General features: G+C 37.0%; 20 protein-coding genes and 1 pseudogene. 4 read left to right on the forward strand and 17 right to left on the reverse strand.

What is annotated here, in order from left to right:
- Positions 1-10: 10 nt before the first annotated feature.
- Positions 11-538, reverse strand: a complete 528-nt coding sequence (gene pgsA / locus BW727_RS07530; RefSeq protein ID WP_062470940.1) for a CDP-diacylglycerol--glycerol-3-phosphate 3-phosphatidyltransferase — start codon at positions 536-538, stop codon at positions 11-13.
- A gap of 156 nt (positions 539-694) precedes the next feature.
- Between pgsA and BW727_RS07535 the strand changes: the two genes are divergently transcribed.
- Both BW727_RS07535 and BW727_RS07540 read left to right on the forward strand, forming a co-directional pair.
- The gene (locus BW727_RS07535; protein ID WP_062470943.1) at positions 695-1,594 is read left to right on the forward strand and encodes an ABC transporter ATP-binding protein; all 900 of its coding nucleotides are present in this window, start codon (positions 695-697) and stop codon (positions 1,592-1,594) included.
- Entirely contained in the window at positions 1,587-2,831 is a 1,245-nt protein-coding gene (locus tag BW727_RS07540; protein WP_062470947.1) for an ABC transporter permease, read from the forward strand. Before BW727_RS07535 ends, BW727_RS07540 begins: the two co-directional genes overlap by 8 nt.
- A 47-nt stretch (positions 2,832-2,878) precedes the next feature.
- Here the strand turns inward: BW727_RS07540 and yidD are convergent, their stop codons facing one another.
- From yidD to BW727_RS07615, 15 genes and pseudogenes are all read right to left on the reverse strand, one after another.
- Positions 2,879-3,196 carry a membrane protein insertion efficiency factor YidD gene (yidD, locus tag BW727_RS07545; RefSeq protein ID WP_062470950.1) on the reverse strand — a complete coding sequence of 106 codons (318 nt, stop codon included), beginning with the start codon at positions 3,194-3,196 and terminating at the stop codon, positions 2,879-2,881.
- A gap of 117 nt (positions 3,197-3,313) precedes the next feature.
- Complete coding sequence (locus tag BW727_RS07550; protein WP_062470952.1) at positions 3,314-5,017, reverse strand: Na/Pi cotransporter family protein; 1,704 nt, start codon at positions 5,015-5,017, stop codon at positions 3,314-3,316.
- A 140-nt stretch (positions 5,018-5,157) separates the two neighbouring features.
- Complete coding sequence (locus tag BW727_RS07555) at positions 5,158-6,321, reverse strand: aminotransferase class I/II-fold pyridoxal phosphate-dependent enzyme (RefSeq protein WP_062470955.1); 1,164 nt, start codon at positions 6,319-6,321, stop codon at positions 5,158-5,160.
- Complete coding sequence (locus tag BW727_RS07560; RefSeq protein WP_062470957.1) at positions 6,318-6,812, reverse strand: Lrp/AsnC family transcriptional regulator; 495 nt, start codon at positions 6,810-6,812, stop codon at positions 6,318-6,320. Before BW727_RS07560 ends, BW727_RS07555 begins: the two co-directional genes overlap by 4 nt.
- A 142-nt stretch (positions 6,813-6,954) precedes the next feature.
- A complete protein-coding gene (arcC, locus tag BW727_RS07565; protein ID WP_062470959.1) occupies positions 6,955-7,896 on the reverse strand; it encodes a carbamate kinase in 942 nt (313 codons plus the stop codon).
- Between the two features lie 29 nt (positions 7,897-7,925).
- Complete coding sequence (locus BW727_RS10855; RefSeq protein WP_156295301.1) at positions 7,926-8,534, reverse strand: oxamate carbamoyltransferase subunit AllH family protein; 609 nt, start codon at positions 8,532-8,534, stop codon at positions 7,926-7,928.
- Between the two features lie 133 nt (positions 8,535-8,667).
- Positions 8,668-10,361 (reverse strand): annotated as a pseudogene (locus BW727_RS07575) (IS1182 family transposase).
- 170 nt (positions 10,362-10,531) lie between these two features.
- Positions 10,532-11,599 (reverse strand): mannonate dehydratase, encoded by a 1,068-nt coding sequence (gene uxuA, locus BW727_RS07580; RefSeq protein ID WP_062469958.1) that lies wholly within the window; start codon positions 11,597-11,599, stop codon positions 10,532-10,534.
- A gap of 20 nt (positions 11,600-11,619) precedes the next feature.
- The gene (locus BW727_RS07585; protein WP_062469955.1) at positions 11,620-12,066 is read right to left on the reverse strand and encodes a PTS sugar transporter subunit IIA; all 447 of its coding nucleotides are present in this window, start codon (positions 12,064-12,066) and stop codon (positions 11,620-11,622) included.
- A 13-nt stretch (positions 12,067-12,079) separates the two neighbouring features.
- A complete protein-coding gene (locus BW727_RS07590) occupies positions 12,080-12,967 on the reverse strand; it encodes a hypothetical protein (RefSeq protein ID WP_062469952.1) in 888 nt (295 codons plus the stop codon).
- Positions 12,968-13,057: 90 nt separating this feature from the next.
- Positions 13,058-13,561, reverse strand: a complete 504-nt coding sequence (locus BW727_RS07595; protein ID WP_062469950.1) for a PTS sugar transporter subunit IIB — start codon at positions 13,559-13,561, stop codon at positions 13,058-13,060.
- 27 nt (positions 13,562-13,588) lie between these two features.
- Complete coding sequence (locus BW727_RS07600) at positions 13,589-14,458, reverse strand: PTS system mannose/fructose/sorbose family transporter subunit IID (RefSeq protein ID WP_062469947.1); 870 nt, start codon at positions 14,456-14,458, stop codon at positions 13,589-13,591.
- Positions 14,459-14,486: 28 nt separating this feature from the next.
- Positions 14,487-15,302: a PTS mannose/fructose/sorbose/N-acetylgalactosamine transporter subunit IIC gene (locus tag BW727_RS07605; RefSeq protein ID WP_062469944.1), complete on the reverse strand. Its 816-nt coding sequence runs from the start codon at positions 15,300-15,302 to the stop codon at positions 14,487-14,489.
- A gap of 3 nt (positions 15,303-15,305) precedes the next feature.
- Entirely contained in the window at positions 15,306-16,409 is a 1,104-nt protein-coding gene (locus BW727_RS07610; RefSeq protein ID WP_062469941.1) for an iron-containing alcohol dehydrogenase family protein, read from the reverse strand.
- 15 nt (positions 16,410-16,424) lie between these two features.
- Positions 16,425-17,429, reverse strand: coding sequence for a D-isomer specific 2-hydroxyacid dehydrogenase family protein (locus BW727_RS07615; protein ID WP_062469939.1), 1,005 nt, complete (start codon positions 17,427-17,429; stop codon positions 16,425-16,427).
- A gap of 168 nt (positions 17,430-17,597) precedes the next feature.
- Between BW727_RS07615 and BW727_RS07620 the strand changes: the two genes are divergently transcribed.
- Entirely contained in the window at positions 17,598-18,485 is an 888-nt protein-coding gene (locus BW727_RS07620; protein WP_062469936.1) for a MurR/RpiR family transcriptional regulator, read from the forward strand.
- The gene (locus BW727_RS07625; RefSeq protein ID WP_062469934.1) at positions 18,482-19,372 is read left to right on the forward strand and encodes a Cof-type HAD-IIB family hydrolase; all 891 of its coding nucleotides are present in this window, start codon (positions 18,482-18,484) and stop codon (positions 19,370-19,372) included. Before BW727_RS07620 ends, BW727_RS07625 begins: the two co-directional genes overlap by 4 nt.
- A gap of 20 nt (positions 19,373-19,392) precedes the next feature.
- Here BW727_RS07625 and BW727_RS07630 read toward each other — a convergent pair whose 3' ends face one another.
- Positions 19,393-20,079 (reverse strand): ABC transporter ATP-binding protein, encoded by a 687-nt coding sequence (locus BW727_RS07630; protein ID WP_062469931.1) that lies wholly within the window; start codon positions 20,077-20,079, stop codon positions 19,393-19,395.
- Between the last annotated feature and the right edge of the window lie 6 nt (positions 20,080-20,085).

The following is a 20,085-nucleotide window of genomic DNA, read 5'->3' on the forward strand; positions in this document are numbered from 1 at the left end:
ATCTTATTTTTTATGTAGTTATTCGGTAGTTTGTAATAAATTTGATGATATATTGAAAAAAAGTAATCAGTGCCATGATGGCCACAAAAATTTGTAAGAAATAAATACCTGGGACACGAAAGAAAGCTAGGATAATGGTTAAAAAGACAAGCACAGTTGTCGCTTTACCATATTTATTGGCAGCAATAATAATCGGGGGTTTCAGACGAAGCATAAAGAAACCCAGTAAAATCTGTAACGTTTCTTTTGTTAAAATAATCCAAAAAAACCATTTTGCAATGTAACCAGCATCAACTAAGGTATAAAGAACTGATAATTGCATCAACTTATCAGCGAAAGGATCTGCCAGTTTTCCAAACTTAGAAACAGTATCAAATTTACGAGCCAGATATCCATCGAGCACGTCTGTTAGGCTTGCTAAAATAAAAATTATAAGAGCGACCATATGAGCATACGAATTTTCGGAATAAAAAGTTAGTAAATAAACAGGTATCATCACTAATCGTAATAGGGTTAACATATTTGGAAGCTGCTTCATTGGGTTCCCTCCGCTCCTATATATATTGCTGGTTTTATAATATCACAACTGGTAGTTGTCTAGAAGCTATGTCTACCAATATGACTAGTCTTGTATAATTATTTCCTGTTATACTATAGTTATTCAAGATCATTTTGGTTTACGAGGAGGAAGAGCATGTTAGAAATTAAAAATCTTCATATATCGTTTGGAAACTTAAAAGCCGTCGACGATGTTTCATTTATCATTCAAGACGGGGAAATAATGGGGATGATTGGTCAAAATGGGGCCGGTAAAACTACGACCTTTCGACTTATTTTAGATTTTCTAAAAGCTGATCAAGGTTCAGTTTTATGGAACGGTCATCCTTTAACAAAGGAAGATTACAATATCATTGGTTACTTGCCCGAAGAACGCGGACTTTATCCAAAAGTATCGATAGAAGAGCAGCTTATCTACTTCGCGCAACTCCGTGGCATGACGCGTCAAGATGCAAAAGGAAAAATTGACTATTGGATGGATAAATTTCAAGTTAAGGGTAAAAAAACCGATAAAGTAAAAACTTTATCTAAAGGTAATCAACAAAAAGTACAATTAATTGCTACCCTTCTTCATCAGCCGAAACTTGTTATTTTAGATGAGCCTTTTAGCGGTCTGGATCCAGTTAATGCAAGTATCTTAGAAGCGGGTATTAAAGAATTGCGTGACCAAGGGTCTTGTGTTATTTTTTCCAGTCATAATATGAATAATGTCGAAGAAATTTGTGATCACTTAGTTATGTTACGAAATGGTGCCCTCGTATTAAAAGGAACGGTCTCACAAATACGTGAGCAGTTTGGGCGTACAAAATTATTTCTAGAAAGTGATCTGACTATGGAAGCTTTACAAGCTATGCCGGGTGTTAAGAATGTATTTAAAAACACAGAAGGATTTCAAGTTTTAGATTTAGAAAATCCTGATTACGGTAAAGCCATCTTTACCCAAGTGACTAAAAATGGTTATATTGCAACCTTTAGTCAACAACCCCCTACTTTAGATGAAATTTTTCGATTGAAAGCAGGTGAAACCCATGCATAAATTTTGGGTTATCGTTGGCCAAGTTTACAAAAAAAATGTAAAATCTTTTGGTTTTTTAACCATGATTTTGAGTCCGATTATTCTTCTTGGTATCATTGCGGCCATTCTTACCTTTGTTGAAAATACAGAAACAGAAATACCTGTCATCGCTGTTTTTTCGGAAATGGATGCTGTCACAGAAACGATTCAAAATGAATCGGAATATTTTAAAGTGGATTCCAATATCCAATCGGTAGCTGAAGCTGAAGACGCTCTTGCAGTTGAAGAAATAGATGGCTACTTAACAGTCTCTCAAATAGATAATCAGTTATCGGCCACTTACAACCAAACTCCCGATGCTGCTTTTATGGATATAGAGCATTTAAATATCCTTCTTTCAAATATACAACTTGAGATGCAAGCTAGTCGTTTAAGTCTTCCAGCAGAAACAATTACAAGTCTACTCACTCCACCGCTCATAGAAAAGAAAACCATCTCGATTGAGGACGGAGAAATAACGGAAGGAGATTCCTTAAGACAGAATTTAAAGATTGGAGCAGCTTATGGTATTAGTATTGCCATCTTTATGTTTATCATGACCTACTCTAGTATTATTGCCGAAGAAATTGCTTCTGAAAAAGGAACCCGTATTATGGAAGTTATTTTATCAAGTGTAAATGCAACCACACATTTCTTTGGTAAACTCGTAGCGATTTTTCTCATTTGTCTCACCCAAATTTTGGCTTATTTGATAATCGGACTCATTGCTTTTCAATTTGACCGTGTCAAAAGCTTACTGTCAGCCGGGGTTAATCTTTTTGAAACACTCAAATTAGTAGCTGGAACATCTCTTTATTACTTTTTAATGGGAATTTCTCTTTACGCAGTTATTGCGGCTTTTTTAGGTTCGCTCGTATCTAAGATTGAGGATGTTTCCAAAGCCGTCACTCCTATTGTCTTTACAGCTTTAATTGGTTTTTACGGCGGTATGTTTGCTCTCGTAAACACAACTCATCCAATTATTAAAATCGGCTCACATATTCCTCTCTTTACGCCATTTATTATGCCCTTTCGAATTGCCGCCGAAACAGCAACCTCTTTTGAAGTCGGTATTTCGATGTTAGTTATGTTCCTTTTTACAATCTTTGTAACAATCGTCTCGCTGATCCTTTACCGTTCTAATGTTTTGATTTATTCAGATTCGGGCATGTTTAAAACAATTAAAACATCTTTTAGAAATATCCGTAACGAACGCTAATAAAAAAAGAACCAATATAAAATGATTGGTTCTTTTTTTGAATAGTTTTAATCTTCAGCCATTTCTTTTAAAGTGTGATTAACACGTTGCTCTAACTCTTGGCGCATCGCGTCCATTTGTTCATTTGCATCTGGGTTTCTCCGAAGCGTAAATTTTTTCGGCACAGGATCAAAACCACCTTTTACAAATGGTTGACAGCGCAGTATCCGGGCTGCCCCCATGGCACTTCCTTTAGCTGCTCCGTGCTTTTCAATCGCTTCAATCATGTAGTGCGAACAGGTTGGATAATAACGGCAACTAGGGGGGAACAAAGGCGAAACATGTTTTTGATACCCTTTTACACCCTTAATTAGTATTTTTTTCATTCGTAACTTCCTTTCTGCTTACTTATTATAACCTGTTTGTAGAATCCTGTCAGTTTTAGAGATTATAAATTATTTTGCTTACATAAAAAAAACTGACTTGGCAGTCAGTTTTTTTATTTAGTTATCCAATTGTTCCCCAATAGCAGCAGATTTAGCAGCCAAGAACGGGTAGCGGAAACCAAGTGCATGTTGTGCAATTTTAACCGTATGATCACTCATTCGCTCAAGGTTTGAGACAATATCAACGAACATGATACCATCCGATGGTCGGCCAACCCCTTTGTTCAAACGACGAATGTACTTACTACGTAAGTGAGATTCGATTGAGTTAATTTCTTTTTCGCGTTTTAGAACATTGCTTGCTAGACTATAAGAGTTTCTAGTAAAGGAGGCAACTGATTCTTGAATATTCAATTCCACTAATTGGAACATCCGAACTAAGTCTTCATCATAGAAAACTTCGTTTTCAGAAGTCTTATCATTATTTTTAGAGCTCCGTTTTGCTAATTTATTGCCTTCATTAATATTTTTTAAGATATTTTCACCATGATCTCCAATACGCTCTAGGTACTTGGTAATATCAAGCATAGAGGAATGCTCGTTTGATTTAGCTAAAGGAAGTTCCTCACTCCCGATAATCATCAAGTATTCAGTTAATTTCATATCAATGTCATTAATAACTTCTTCTAATTTCATGGCTTTATCAAATGAAGCCTCTTCGTTATTTTCAAAATACTTAAACACTTCTCGAAATTCATCGGTTACAACATCGGCCATATGACCAATTTCTACTTTAACTTGGTTGAGTGCCATAATAGGCGATGAAGAAATAAGCGAATAATCCAAACGAGTATCATCGTAACCAATAACTTCAATTTCACCAGGCACTATCCGAGTAACTAATTTCGCTATACTATTAATAAACCACATTTGAATGAGAACATTCGTTAAATTAAATAATCCATGTGCAAATGCTAGTTGCATAGCTGGTTTAAGATTAAATGCTTCCGAAATCATAACAATGAGAGATGTAAATGGACTCAATAAAATCATGACTATAATGGTTCCGATTAAATTAAATACGACATGTGAAGCTGATGCTCGTTTGGCTACAACGCTTGTACCAAGAGCAGCTAAAATGGCTGTAATAGTCGTCCCAATGTTACTACCAAACAAAATTGGAAGTGCTGCTTGTAAGGTCATTGATCCAGCTCCATACATTTCTTGAACAATCCCGATAGTTGCACTGGAGCTTTGAACAATCAGCGTTAAAAAAGTTCCGACTGATACGCCCAGTAAAGGACTGCCAGAAAGGGTTAACATAAGCTCTTTAAATTGGGGTAATGTTTCTAAGGGAGATAAACCATTCCCCATGAGTTCTAATCCAAAAAACAGGGCTCCAAACCCAAAAATAACTTCGCCCATACTTTTCACATAGGTTTTTTTCGAGAAAAAGAGAAAGGCTGATCCAAGTGCCATAATCGGTAAGGCGTATTCGCCAATACTAATCCCAATGATGAAGGCTGTAACGGTTGTCCCAATATTGGATCCCATGATAACCCCGATAGCTTGTTTTAAGGACATAAAACCTGCACTAACTAATCCAACCGTTAATACGGTAGTTGCTGAGCTACTTTGAATTAGCACCGTCACAATGACACCGGCCAAAATGGCACGAAATGGTGTTGAGGTAAATTTATTCAAAATCGAACGAAGATTATCTCCAGCTGCTTTTTGTAAACCATCTCCCATAAAATTCAATCCAAATAGAAAAATTCCTAAACCACCCAAAAACTCAAAAAGCATTTGTTGGATATTCACACTTTAAACCTCCAATTACATTTTTAGCTATTATAGCGTCCTGCATAAATGCATTACCCCTATTCTAACTGTTCCAATCAAAATTAAAAAGGTAATTATGAAGAAAAAGTTTTTTTTACTTCATAATAACCCCCCTCTTACTACTTACGTAAACGTAAAATAAAGTTTTCAATTCGGTTAAATGCCTCTTTTAATTCTTCAATTGAATAAGCATAAGAAATCCGAACATATCCTTCTCCGGATTCACCAAAGGCACTGCCTGGCACAACTGCTACTTTCTCTTCTTGAACGAGTTGGGTCGCAAAAGCTTCAGAAGTCAGTTCGAATTCAGAAATGTTAGGAAAAATATAAAAAGCGCCAAACGGTTCAAAACAAGGGATACCTAATTCTTTTACGCGACTCATTAAGTAGCGTCTTCTCTGGTTATAACTTTCGCGCATCTCATCCACTTGGCAATCACAATCTCTTAAAGCAACAATACCGGCATACTGGCTAGTAGTCGGAGCAGCCATAATTGCAAATTGGTGTATTTTAGTCATGGCTTGAATTATTTTTTGAGGACCAACTGCATAACCCAATCGCCATCCTGTCATTGCAAATCCTTTTGAGAATCCGTTAATCACAATTGTTCTGTCTCGCATACCATGGAGTGTAGCGATACTGATATGTTGATGATGGTAAGAAAGCTCGCTATAAATTTCATCACTAATCACATATAAGTCATGGGCAATAACTAAATCTGCAATAGCTTGTAAATCTTCTTTTTCCATGACGGCTCCAGTTGGGTTATTAGGATAAGACAAAATCAGAACTTTTGTTTTTGAAGTTATCACGGCTTCTAACTCTTCTTTTTGTAAGCGAAAATTATAGCGCTCCTGCAAATCAATTGTGACCGCAACGCCATCAGCCAAAGAAACACAAGGAACATAAGAAACGTAACTAGGCTCGGGCACAATCACTTCGTCGCCTGGGTCTAACATGGCCCGCAAAGCTAAATCAATTGCTTCACTGCCTCCCACGGTTACTAAAATTTCTTCATTAGGATTATAAGATAGCTGACAGCGTCGACTTAGATATCGACTAATTTCTTCACGTAAAGCCATCAAGCCAGCATTCGCCGTATAGTAAGTATAACCTTTTTGTAAGGTGTACATGCCTTCTTCTCGAACCAACCAAGGTGTATCAAAATCTGGTTCCCCTACTCCTAAGGAAATAACACCTGGAATTTCACTGGCAATCTCAAAAAAGCGGCGAATACCAGATGGTTTAATTGTCTCTACCTTTTTGTTTAAAGGATCTCTCATGGCGTTACCACCATGCGCTTATCTTTTTCATCGTCAACTAGAACAAGTCCATGATCCTTATAGCGCTTTAAAATAAAATGAGTAGCTGTTGCTTGTACTTCTTCAATTGTAGATAACCGCGATGAAACAAATGCAGCAATCTCTTTCATGGGGGCTTTCCGCATTTCTACAAGGAGGTCGTAAGCACCTGACATCAAGTAAACCGCATCCACTTCTGGATACTGGTAGACCCGTTCTGCAATTTTATCAAAACCCAAGCCTCGTTGCGGATTAACTTTTAGTTCAATAACAGCAGATACTTCGTCGTCCGATACTTTTTCCCAATTAACAAGCGTATGGTAACCACTAATAATTTTTTCAGTTTCTAGCTTTTCTATGATACTTGTCACTGTGGAAACTTCTAAGTCGAGCATCACAGCAATTTCCTGGTTACTTAAACGGCTATTCTTTTCAATGATTTTCAATATCTGTTCTTCTGTTTTTCGAGTCATGGGACCGATCTCCTTTGCAATCACATCATATAACCAAAATCGCTCTCATTTTAGCACCGTCCAACCTGATTAGCAATAGGGGGAATTATCATTTTAATAATAAAAAACTCCGACATGAGTCGGAGTTTCTTAAGTATTTTAATTATTTTACAACTGTTGTAACGTCGCCTTCGCCTGAGAATAGTTTGTTTGCATTTTCTAAAGAGGTAATGATTGCTTTCCCGTTTTTAGAGTTTTCAACAAACTCGATAGCTGCTTCAACTTTAGGAAGCATACTTCCTGGTGCGAATTGGTCTTCGGAAATATATTTCTTTAATTCCGCAACTGTAACATCTTCTAATTTTGTTTGGTCTGGTTTGCCCCAGTTAACAAAGACGTTATTAACGCCTGTCAAGATAATAAGGTAATCCGCATCAACTAACTCTGCAAGTTTTGAGGCAGCAAAGTCTTTATCAATAACTGCTTCAATTCCTTTGTAGCCTTTTCCTTCTGAAACAACAGGAATTCCGCCACCACCAGCTGAGATTGTTACAAAACCACTGTTTATCAATGATTCTACAACTGGATACTCAACAATGTTTTGTGGTTTTGGTGACGCCACAACTTTACGCCAGCCACGTCCTGCATCTTCAACGAAAGTTCCATTACCTTGATCCATTTCAGTTTTTGCATCTTCTTCACTCAAGAAAGGTCCAATAGGTTTTGTAGGGTTCTCAAAAGCAGAATCTTTAGGATCTACTTGAACTTGTGTCACTAAAGAAACCACTTGTTTTTCAATACCTTCATCTGCAAGTGCTTGACGCATTGCATTTTGTAACCAGTAACCGATACTTCCTTGTGTCATCGCTACAAGTGAATCTAACTCAAATGCTGGATTTTTTTCTGAATCTGCTGCAGCATTTTGTAGAAGTAAGTTCCCAACTTGTGGACCATTACCGTGAGTAACGATTAAATCATGACCGTCTTGGACAAAATTTACTAAATATTCTGCTGTTTGACGGACTGCATCTTTTTGAGCTTTAGCTGTGGGTACATCAGTTAAAATAGCATTGCCACCTAAAGCTACAACGATTTTTTTTGACATGAATGTTAATCTCCTTTGTAATTATCTATTTATAAAGACAAACCAAAAAGTGTATCCCAACCTGAACTATGTCCATATTTTGAAATGGCTTCAATCAATGTGTCCCATTTATCCCATTCTTCTGCTTTAATAGCTTGGAATAGATTAACAAAGTGTGAACTTGTGTAGCCTTTAAGTAAGGCCTGATAATAGGCAACACTTACTTCAGTTGTTTGGACCACATCTAGTTTTTCTCTTAAAATCGAAAGCCATTCATCATTGCCTCCAAAAGCTATCAAGCCAAGTAATATTCCCATCAGCATATCATCACCGCTAGGAGTCAGACCCTGACCCCTCCCGATGAAGTGATGAATAAATATTTCTTGAAAATCTCTATCACCTAGGTTTGCAAGAACATACTTCTCTGTTAGTATACAACTTCTTTCACTCAAATAAAAGTCTGTTTTTTCTAAAAATGATAACTTTTGAAACTTATTAATCACAAATCTAGGTAAAGTGTCTATTTGAGGTACACGGCAATCGAACTCAAAAAACAAGTTTGTATCAATCGTGAAAACTTTTTGACGCGTATAAATCGTAAACGTTTTATTACGCCAACGCACACGATTACCAACTTCAACTGCTTGAATAAGTTCCATTACCAAAGACTCGGGAAGGGTTATACCAAAAGCAGAAACCCCTTCACTATCTTTTCCTATATGAATTAATTGTTTCTGAAATATAAGGTTAAAACTAGTGTTGAAAACTGAATGAATCGTTCCAACTGCTTTATCAGAAATAACATGGGGCTGGAAAAAAACTAGCCTCCAATAAAAAAATCGTAATGAAAGAATCAAAATTCTGATTGTTTCATTACGATTTTTATTTTTTACTGCTTTTTTGTAAAAAGGACCCACTTTCCTTCTAGCCTCAAGGGCTAGTTTTGTAAGATTCATGCTCATAAGCATGATGCCGATGTCATTATGAACGGCTTGCTTACCTCTGACATGGGTTCTGCGCATGCCAAATACACCTTTCAAACGACCAAAAACAGTTTCTACGTCAATTTTTCGTTGTGCGTAGATTTCTTTGCCACGATCGCTTTCAAGATTTTCTTTTGCATGCTGCTTAAAGTATTCCCAGTTATAGTTGACCGCTGTCTGGCGCTGGGCACCTTTCGGTGTCTTGGCTAATTGCTCGCGTGTCTCGTCCGGTTGTTCCTCATCAGCCTTGTATACTTTAAATTGTCTTTGGTAACCGTTCTTATCATTTCGCGTACTGTAATGTGAGAAACTAAAATGGACGCCGTCTAAATCTGTATAAGCATCTTTAATCTCATCATAGTCCCAGTTAGCGCGGTGTTTAGGATTAGAACGATAAGTTTTACTGTTCTCTTTATGATACATGCCGTATGGAATGAGCGGTACTTTCTGAAAGGTATCCAGAACCGCCTCGTAATTTTCTTCACTGCCATAGCCAGCGTCTGCGGCGATAAATTTAAATAAATCTAACGTTTGAATAGATTCTAAAAAAGGGATAAACGTGCGTGTATCCGTCGGATTTGAAAAAATATCATACGCAATGACAAACTGATTGCTCGATGCGACTTGAAGATTAAAACCTGGTTTTAACTCACGGTTCTTCATCGGGGCTTCTTTCATGCACATGAACGTTGCGTCTGTATCTGTTTTTGAGAAACTGTTGCGGCCATCAAATATGGCGTTTGCTTCTTTATAGCGTTGCTTACGCGGCAAGAAATCTTTTTTACATTTATTCCGATGTTTCTTGAGGATGCGACGACGTCGCTTCAGTTTTGAACCCCCTTTGGGAATCACTTTTTCTTCTGTAATCGCCGCTTCAACGGCCACAAGTTCTTTGTCTAGGGAACCGATTATTTCTTCAATGCCTTCGGATGTTTGTAAGGTCTCTTCCGATAGAGCGAGGTTTACTTTTGCCTGGATGAGCTCCTCATACAATTGTGAAACATTGTCATTGAGTTTCGCTTCATAGCGTGCGATTGCTTTCTTCCAAGTGAAACTATAAATATTGGCATCGGCTTGTATCTTTGTACCATCGATATAGAGCGCATCTTCATGAAACAAGCCGTTGTCACTCAAGAGTGTTGTGAAAAGAATAAAGGCATACTTGATGAGTTTTGATGCGTGCTCACTTGACCGGAAATTATTGATAGTCTTGTAGCTAATAGGAGTATCGCCCGTTAACCACTTCATAGGAATGGATTCTTCATTCATCCGTTCTATTTTGCGTCCAGAAAAGGTTGTGCGACTATAGGCAAACAAACACATTTTTAAAAGCATGGCGGGATGAAAAGCAGGACGACCTGTATGAGACGTTTCTTCCAAAAGAAATTCCGAAGGAATCGAATCGACAAAACGGCTAATGAGGCGGGCTTCATGGTCATTCGGGATTGTAAAATCCAATTGTAGTGTGAAGGCTGTTTCCATTGTGTTATAATTTTGATACACGGTGAGTCACTCCTTTGGTTTTTGGTCGTACTTAAATTATAAGGTATTCGACTCACTGTGTCTTTTAAAACGATAAAAATCCCCCACTCCTTCAAAATGAAAGAGTGGGGGATTTTCTTTATTCAGAGACTAAGTTTTTTCCCAGCCCCATCGGTTCTTTTTGAAATAGATTAGTTTTTCATTTTTTGAATAGCTTCAAGCAAACCTTGTGAATAGGTAATTCCCATTGCACGGTCACCTAGCCCATATCCAGGCATAGCAATTTCTCCCCAAACAGTCCGGCCATGGTCAGGTCGTATGACGCCATCAAAACCAACCTCTACTAAGGCTTTCATAATAGCGAACATATCTAAAGATCCTTCGCTACTTAAGTGTGCGGTTTCTTTAAATTTACGTTCTCCTAAAAACTTGACGTTTCTAAAATGAACGAAATTAATTTTTTCCCCAACCTCGTGAATAATTTTAACCATATCATTATCGGGATTTGCACCTAAAGAACCGGTACATAAGGTAAGCCCATTATAAGGAGAGTCAATGATATTGAGTATTTTTTTTAAATCCTCTAAATTTTTAGTAATACGTGGGAAACCAAAAATTTCATAGGGCGGATCATCGGGATGAATCGCCATTTTGACGTCCATTTCTTCGCAAACAGGAATAATCTTCTTTAGAAAATAAGTTAAATTATTGAACAAGATTTCTTCTGTTACACCATCATAAGTTGCTACTAATTCATCAAATTTATTCAAACGTTCTTCTTCCCAGCCTGGTAAGTCAAATCCTTTTGATTGGCTATGGATAAGTTTAAACATATCACTTGCTTGCATATGATTGACAACTTCTTGGTCATAGACAAGCGATAAACTCCCATCTTCATTCTCAAAAGATAAATCAGTTTTAGCCCAGCCAAATATTGGTTTGAAACTATAACAAATCATACGGATTCCGCACTGCGACAAGTTTTTAATTGTTTGAATATAATTATCGATATAGTAATCGCGCTCAGAGGTACCGGCTTTAATCGCATCATGGACAGCCACACTTTCGATTCCTAGTAACTCTAAGTCTCCACTTTCCACTGAATTTTTCAACTCTTGAATTTCAGAAATTTCCCAAACTTCTCCTGGTAATTTACCGAGTAATGTTCCGACAACACCATTGATGCCAGGTATTTGTCGGACATGATTTAATGGAATTGAATCCCCTTTTTCTCCATACCATCTAAATCCCCACTTCATTACTACCATCCCTTTCTTATTTAAAAGTCATCGTCGTCATCGTCATCCTCTACTACTAAAGAAGCGTGCCAGACACTGATTCCACTCGCTCCTTGTTCAAGAATGGCTTCTGTTGCTTGTTCTACAGGTGTCTTTAATAACTGGTGATTAATAGCTTCCAGTAACATTGGCAGGTTAACCCCACCAATGACATAGGTTGATTCTTGGCCTTCTTCTTCCAATTCATTCGTCACTAAAACAGATTGGTTATAAGGGCTAGCGCTTATTAAATCAACAAAGACAATAACGCCCTCACCTTGATCAACACTGTGAATGCTTGTCTTAATTTTCGATCCTAACTCTTGGACGTCATCGCCTAAATTTAAATGGACCGTTTCAATATTTTCAGTTGCTCCAAAAATAACTTCCGCTGCATTTTTTAATCCTTCACTTAATGAACCATGTGTTGCAATTACAATTCCTAACACTTCTATTCCTCCTCTATAACGATTTAAAAAGCGTCACTACTTTTTGTATGTTATCCATATTAATAGTTTTATTGCTTAAAAGGGTTTTATCTAGGTAGAAGTTATTTTTCCCTTCCTTGTTTTGCACGTTTGCCGCAAAAAGATAGTTCATTTCCCCAGTTGTTCTCTCGTGTTCAATATTTAATTTCGCTAACATTTCTTTGGGAATTCCTTTTCCCATAAATACTAAAGGTGCATCAGCTCCCACACTATCCAACAGGAAAATTTGTGCATGAGGACGAATCTGGGCGCGTAAGGCTTCTAACCCGTTACTACCCAAGCTACCTTCGTCTATAAAAGCAAAGGCTGTTTTTGTTCCTTTTACGTCCTTTAGCAGGGATAACAGTGTTAGAATCGAGGATGTATTTCGTATAAGCGTTTTACGGTTTGAAAATCCTTTTGTAGCTTTTCCTAAAACATAAAAATACACGCCGTAAATCAAAACCATCATTAAAAATGATACCGATAAAACACCAGCAGATGCATACCCTTTATTTATGAAGAAGAGTGTTCCCAGAACACCTAATAAGATTAAAAGGAGCGAGGAAAAAACAATAAAACGTGTGGTTCTTTTTTCTTGTTCTTTTCGGTTAAATAAAGCATACGCACCTATGTTTTGAATCGGAGTATCATAATAGGTACAGATGATTCTATCTGCTTTTTCAATATCTCCCACATAGACATTTCGAGCTACATTTTTTTTACTGCGATCATATTCAATCACTTGAACATCATTTCTTATTTCAGAAATGTCTGCTAGTAGAGCTGATAGAAAACGACCTTTATTCTTTTCAGAACGACGAACGCCATAAATATTCTGATAACGAAATTGCCAATCTTTAAATCTTTCACTGTCCTGCATGAAATAAACCACCTATCAACTTAATTACCACATTTTTATAGAAGAAAAGCAGATATTAAATAATATCTGCTTCTTTCATTGGATATTATCTTAGAGATCAAATTGCTTTAATACGTCTTGTAAGCTTGATAACGGTGAAGAAGGTGTCGCTTGGAAATAGATATTCTCAACACCATGCTCTTCATTTAATTCTTTAAGTAATTTTGCGTCTTCTTTGTTTAAATAAACAGATTTTGTAACAAGAACGTCATCATCACTTTTTTTGGCGATTCCACCAATATTCAAGTCTTTCATTGGAACGCCATGAGTCACTAAATTGTAAATACCTTTTACTGATTTTGTAATTAAAATGCAACTGTATTCTTTGAATTCAAATTCATCCCAATAGTATTTACATTTTTCTTCTGTCATCACGATTGTTTTTTGACCTGTACGACTTCCCGCACTCTTGTATAGATCTTTCATAAATTTATCTTTAGCAACTACGTCATCAACAACAAAAATTGAGTTAACACCATTTCGCTTAGATAATGTCAACATCACTTGTCCATGAATCAACCTTTCATCTACACGTGCTAAATTTACAACTCCCATTTTTACACTTCCCTTTCATCTAAACGTTTATAAAATACCGACGCCTGCAAGAACAATCAAAATCAGCGTTAACCACAACAGAGCCTGAGTTACCTTCAACCCTTTTTTAATAAAGTAGTAGTAGACTCCTAGAACAACGGCCAACGGCAAAATTCCTGGCATAATGGTATCCAGTATTTCTTGTAACACAAAAGGCCGACCTGAGATTGAAAATTCGAGGCTTGATGTCACTTTAACATAATTTCCTGCTAAAATCCCCATCATAAACATACCTAGAATAGACAGCAATTCAATTACACTTTGTATACCTTCACTATGCATCAAACCAGTTGCATTTCTACCCGTTTTGAATGCATTTCTTGAAAAGAATACCCCTAATAATACTTGGTAAAGAGCAAAAGCAATAAAAGGGAATAAAGCGCCGGCTGGACTTCCCATTTGCGCCCATGGAACGGCAATGGCAATAAAAATATATTGGACGGTTCCGGAATCGATTGAATCTCCGATTCCTGCTAAAGCGCCCATTAAACCAGCTTTAGTGTTATACATGAGGTCATCTGTCATTGTAACAGGTTCATTGTTTGCTATTTGTTTTGCACGTTCTTGTTCCATGGAAGCCATTAACCCAGTAATGACTCCTCCACCCCAAGATAGTTGTGTGTTAAAAAATAGCAACTGACGTTTATAGGCCGCTTTTAATTCCTCATCATCTTTGTAGAGCTTGCGTAGAATAGGCATCATCGCATAAAGCAAGGAAGGTGCGAGGTAGCGCTCAAAAGAGTGCGGAATTTCGTTAGCAAAGTGCCATCTGAGGTAGGTTTTAGTAACATCTTTTTTAGTAATTTCTTCCGGTAATAACGGTGTGTTTTTATTAGCAGCTTGATCAGCGTTTATCATCTTTTATCTTCCTTTCAAATCTCTATAATTAGAAGTCATCATCATCGTCATTATCAAATTCCATATTTCCAGCTGCAGGTGCAGATTTTTGGTTACGGCTTAAAACAAAAATAGCTGCTACAAGCGTTCCAAGTATGGCATAGGTAACCATGGTAATAGATAATGGAGCCAATACAACACTCATAAGGTAAGCGAGTAAGAAAAATACCATGTACTCTTTACGTCCAATAACATAAATCGTTGTTGCAATCCCGATAGCTGCTAAACCGCCACCTACAACTTCTAGAATGTGTAAAACGACTGTCCCTTCAAGTGCACTGATAACGTCTGCAATAACCGGTGCTCCATAAAATAACGCAATGAAGACAAGCGGTACAAATAAAATAAAGGAAGCGATGGTTGGATATAAAATAATTGATCGAACTATTTTGCCGTCGTCTAAATCTTCAACACTTTTATCTGTATATTTTCCTAGGAATGTATTAATAAAAAATCTAAATTGGTAAAGATAAGAACCGAGAAGTCCTACTGGTACGGCAACTGCAATGGCAGCTTCAGGTTGTAAGTTACCCATTAACGCAACTGGTACGGCAATCGCTGCGGCGATAGCTGGTTCAGAAGGCATCGTTCCACCTGGTGAGAAAACTCCCATATAAATTAATTGAATAGCTGCTGTAATAATCATTGCTTGGGCAACATCCCCCATAACAATCCCTGCTATCAAACCGGTCATTAACGGAGAAAATCTTAATGTTAGAGTTGCTCCCCCTAAAAAGGCACGAGACATAACTGCCCCTACCCAGAGTGCAATGATTAAACTTTGCATTGCGGTAATTGTTTCCATTTTTTATACCTCCATATTGATATATTTTTCTAAATCGATAATTGCTTTTTTCAAAACAGATTCATTAATAACAATCGGTAATAAATGCACTTTTTCTTTTCCATTGATTAACTTAACAATATTGTCTAGTGCTTCTTCTGATAAGGGGTATTGCCCCATTTCAGTTAATGATTTTGGTAAGGATAGTGAGTTATATAAAGGTATTAACTCATCAATCACTTGCCATTTCTCTTCCAAAGCAAGTTGGTAAAAAATTCCATACGCAACCTTTTCACCATGGAGATACTTATGAACACCTGGCAAATAAGCTGATATGGCGTCATGAATAGAATGAGCCGCTGTATTACGGGCATATTTATCACCAAAACCGCCTACTAATCCTGCTACTCCAAAGATAATTTCAGATACTTTAATAAAACTTGGGCTTGCAATTCCTTTTTGCATATCTGCAATGGCTTGTGGTCCCTCTTCCAGAATCACATCTTTGCAGACTTTTGCAGAATGGCGGGCAAGCATAAGGAAATTATTATTCGCAAACTTTCTTTGTTCTAATATCAAATCAGATTCGTACCACTTAGCCAATGTATCCGCAATCCCTGCAACAAAATACTTTACCGGAGCAGTGAGGACTATATTTGGGTCTGTAATCATGAAAGCTGCTTGCCTTTTATAATGCTCTGTTTTTCCTTCTGCTAATCCATTTTCCTTATACATGACTGATAAAGGTGCCCAAGGTGCACAGTTACTAGCTAAGGTCGGAACGACACCAAATGGTTTATAAGTTAACGAAGCAACGTAATAAACAAGGTCACAGAGTTTGCCACCACCCACACCAATAATAAAATCAGCTTCAACCTCTTTAACTAATTCTGCTAAACGTTGCGCCTCCTTATAACTACATTCACCACTGTACCTTTCATATTGGACTGAATAACCGTTTTCTAAAAAGCGTAAATACGGACTCGCTTTTTTCCATGAAACAGTCCCATGTATCAGAAGAATTCGTTGTGTTTTATACTCGTCAACTATTTCAGGTATGGCTTCTATCGCACCGGGACCATATTTATAAAATTGTGGTCCGACTTTTACATTTATAACTGTATCCACCTTTGTTCCTCTCCCTTATTCTGTAACGTAAGGACTCACTGATTGTACCGGACGATTCGGTAACCTCCCTTCAATAACAGCTTCACAATCAGACACACACACCTCTCCCATTCCTTCTAGACATTCCATGGTATAAGCAGATGTATGTGGCGTCACTACTATATTAGGATAATTTAAAAACAAATGATCAGAAGAACCAGGCTCTACCTCCAGTACGTCTGTTGCATAACCAGCAAGTTTTCCATTTTCAATTGCCTCAATAATAGCTGCTTCATCCACTAAGGCGCCTCTAGCGGAATTTGATAAATAGGCTCCCTGTTTCATTTTATCGATACGCTCTTTAGAAATCAGGTGGTAATTCGCTTCATTTAAGCTCGCGCATAAGCAAATAACTTCTGAACGTTCTAGAAGTTCGTCCAATTCAACCTTTTTACCTCCAAAGGTATTGATTTCAAGTGCTGTTTTATTGGGATCTACACCTAAAACGTCACATCTGAATCCATAATGGAGAATTTCTACAACGCGACTACCGGTATTTCCAACGCCAATCACCCCTACTGTTTTTCCACATAGTCCGCTTCCAACAAATTCGGCCCGGTTTTCCCAACCACCTTTTTTTACTTCAGCAGCAGATTCTAGTGTTCGTCTCATCAGGGCTAATAAATTGGTAACATTATTCTCAGCAACAGCGTCGCGCTCGACTAAAGGGGGCACAATCGACACAAGCGTACCATGCTTTTTAGCAGCTTCTAAATCAATATTATTAAAACCAATCCCGTGCCTTGTGATTAATTTGAGTTCATCTTTGTGTTCGAAAAAGTCACTTGTAAAAAAGGGTGTCACACTCGCAATAATCATATTGTACCCTTTTAGTGCTTCCGCTAACTCTTGACCAGGGATCGCACTGTCGAATTCGAATCGGCTCACAGAACCCATTTTTTCCAAGCGCTTTAAATGATGATTAAAGATTCTTCCGAAACTACTAGAATTCACAATCGCAATTTTGTTTTCTTGTGCCATAGGTGGTTATTCCTCCATTACTTTAAACGAGTCTTTTAGTACTATTGTTTTTTTGAAAACGTTTTACTAATTCCACGTGTTCAGTATAATAAATATTTTTTATTTTGTAAAGACTTAATAAATAATATTTATTTTTATTATTTTTATGCTATTATGGTTGTAAATGAGGTGATTACGATATCTGGAAACTATATAAAAAAGATTTTGAAACCACATATGAATAGTTTTTCTGCAACGGAGTTGAATATAGCAGAATATTTTGTTGTTTTAGGTATGGATTTAGTAAATAAAACTTTAGCCAATCTTTCGGAAGAAACAAGTTATTCAGAAGCGACTATTTTTAAATTTGTAAAAAAATTAGGTTTTAAAGGGTTTCAAGATTTTAAAATCAGTGTGGCTTCGAACTATCATATCAATGAAGAGCGTTCTCACCAGCTTGCTGTATTTACCGATATTTCTTCTTCAGATAAGCCCATTGACATTTCAAATAAAGTGATTCATTCTTCTCAAATTATGCTAGAAAGTCTGGTTGCTAGTCTAACCAATGAGGTTTTACAAAAAGCATTGGATCTAATTACGCAGTCAAAAGGACTTCATTTCTTTGGGATCGGTGCTTCTTCAGTTATTGCATTAGATACTTATCAGAAATTTTTGAGAACGAGTATTCCTGTTCATTATGTTGCTGATTATCATATGCAATTAATGCATGTTTCTAAGTTGACAGAAGATGACTGTGTTTTTCTTTTTTCTCATTCAGGAAAAACTGTTGAAACCATTCGTCTTGCTGAAGTAGCAAAGCAATGTCACGCTAAAATTATTTATTTAACTGGTAATCCTGCAGGAAGAATCAATGTATTAAGCGATGTTAGTATTGTCGTTGAAACAGAAGAATCTGTCTTTCAATCAGAGGCTTTAGCTGCTCGTATCCTTTACTTAACAATTGTGGATATTATTTATTTATCCTATCTTTATAAGGATGAAAACAAAAATATTCATTCTATTGATACAATTCGTCAAATTTTATCAACCACTAAAGAAAAGGATGAGAAGGTATGACAATTAAAGCAATCGTATGCGATATGGATGGTACCTTATTAACGGCTGACCACCAAATTAGTAAAGAGAGCCAGTCCTTACTCGTAAAACTTCAAGAAAAAGGCATCACCTTGATTTTGGCTAGCGGAAGAAGTTATTTGCGTTTAATGCCTGATGCTTTAACTTTAAAAATGGATCGCTATCAGGGCTATCTTATTGATGTAAACGGAAGTTCCATTTATCATTTTGATACAAAAAACCGAGAGAGATTGGGCGTAATGGACGCAGAGGATATTAAACGTGTAACCGACGCCTTTCGTGTTTTTAATGTAGAGATACAGTTCTCCCAAGATGCTGCTATTCACACGTATCTCCCAGAATCTCTTTATGCATTAAAAAAACGCATCCGCGGTGAAATGAAATTACCAGAAGATTATCCGTGGGCAAGCGGCATGCATGGATGGCTATGTGATATACGTGATGGTTACCCTGAACAAACCTTAATGCTTGATTTAGCTGAGGCACCTTCTATTTGTAATAAAATTACCATCGCCCAAGATCCACATTTTATGGCTTTTATCGCCCAATCTTTAACAAATATTGGTCTTGAAAAAGATTATGAATTTGTTTTTTCAGATGAACGAAAACTTGAAATTACAAAAAAAGGCGTTAATAAAGGGGTCGCGCTTGATCAATTACTAAACAAATTGAAAATTTCCCAAGATGAAGTCGTTGTTTTTGGCGATAGTGAGAATGACATCTCAATGTTAGCTAATAAACCTTATTCCTTTGCTATGGCCAATGCTTTACCAAAAGCTAAAAGTTATTCTACTTATGAAACTTTTTCTAATGATGAGAATGGTGTCTATCATGGGTTAAAAAAACTAATGGATGAAGGAATCATTTAACAAATAAAGATCAGGAGCAATTACGCTTCCTGATCTTTATTTGTTTCTTTTAAGGTACCATCTTTCATGATATACACGCGGTCGCAATAAGAAATCAAGCGTTCATCATGCGTCACCATAATAGTTGCTTTTTGTTGGTTTTTTGTTTCCCGAGCTAATATTTCAACTACTTCAAAAGCACGATCTGTATCTAAACTGGCTGTTGGTTCATCAGCTAGAATAACGGATGGATTATGGAAGAGTGCTCTGGCAATCGCAACTCGCTGACGTTGCCCACCTGATAAGTCACTCGGATATTTATTTTTTAAATCGGATATACCTAATTCTTCAAACAAGGATTCGGCTCTTTCTTTTTCATACTTTGAACGGGTTACTTTATTCACTAACTTCATTTGGTTTTCAACTGTTAAAAAAGGAACTAGGTTTGAAGCTTGTAAAATAAATCCAATTTCATCAAAACGTAATTTCGTACGTGCTTTACTAGAAACCTCACTGAACTTCTCTTCACGAATCATCACTTTACCTTCGCTTGGAGTTTGCAAGCCACCAATTATTGTCAGAAGTGTACTTTTTCCGGAGCCACTTGGTCCAATAATAGCTACGAATTCGCCTGCTTTTACGTGGAAGTTTGTTGGTTTTAGTGCTTCAATGACGGTGTTTCCATCGTTAAACTTTTTGGAAACATTAACTGCCTCGATTAAATTCATATTCAT

Origin of the sequence: Jeotgalibaca dankookensis (assembly GCF_002005405.1) — a bacterium.
Lineage (GTDB): Bacteria > Bacillota > Bacilli > Lactobacillales > Aerococcaceae > Jeotgalibaca > Jeotgalibaca dankookensis.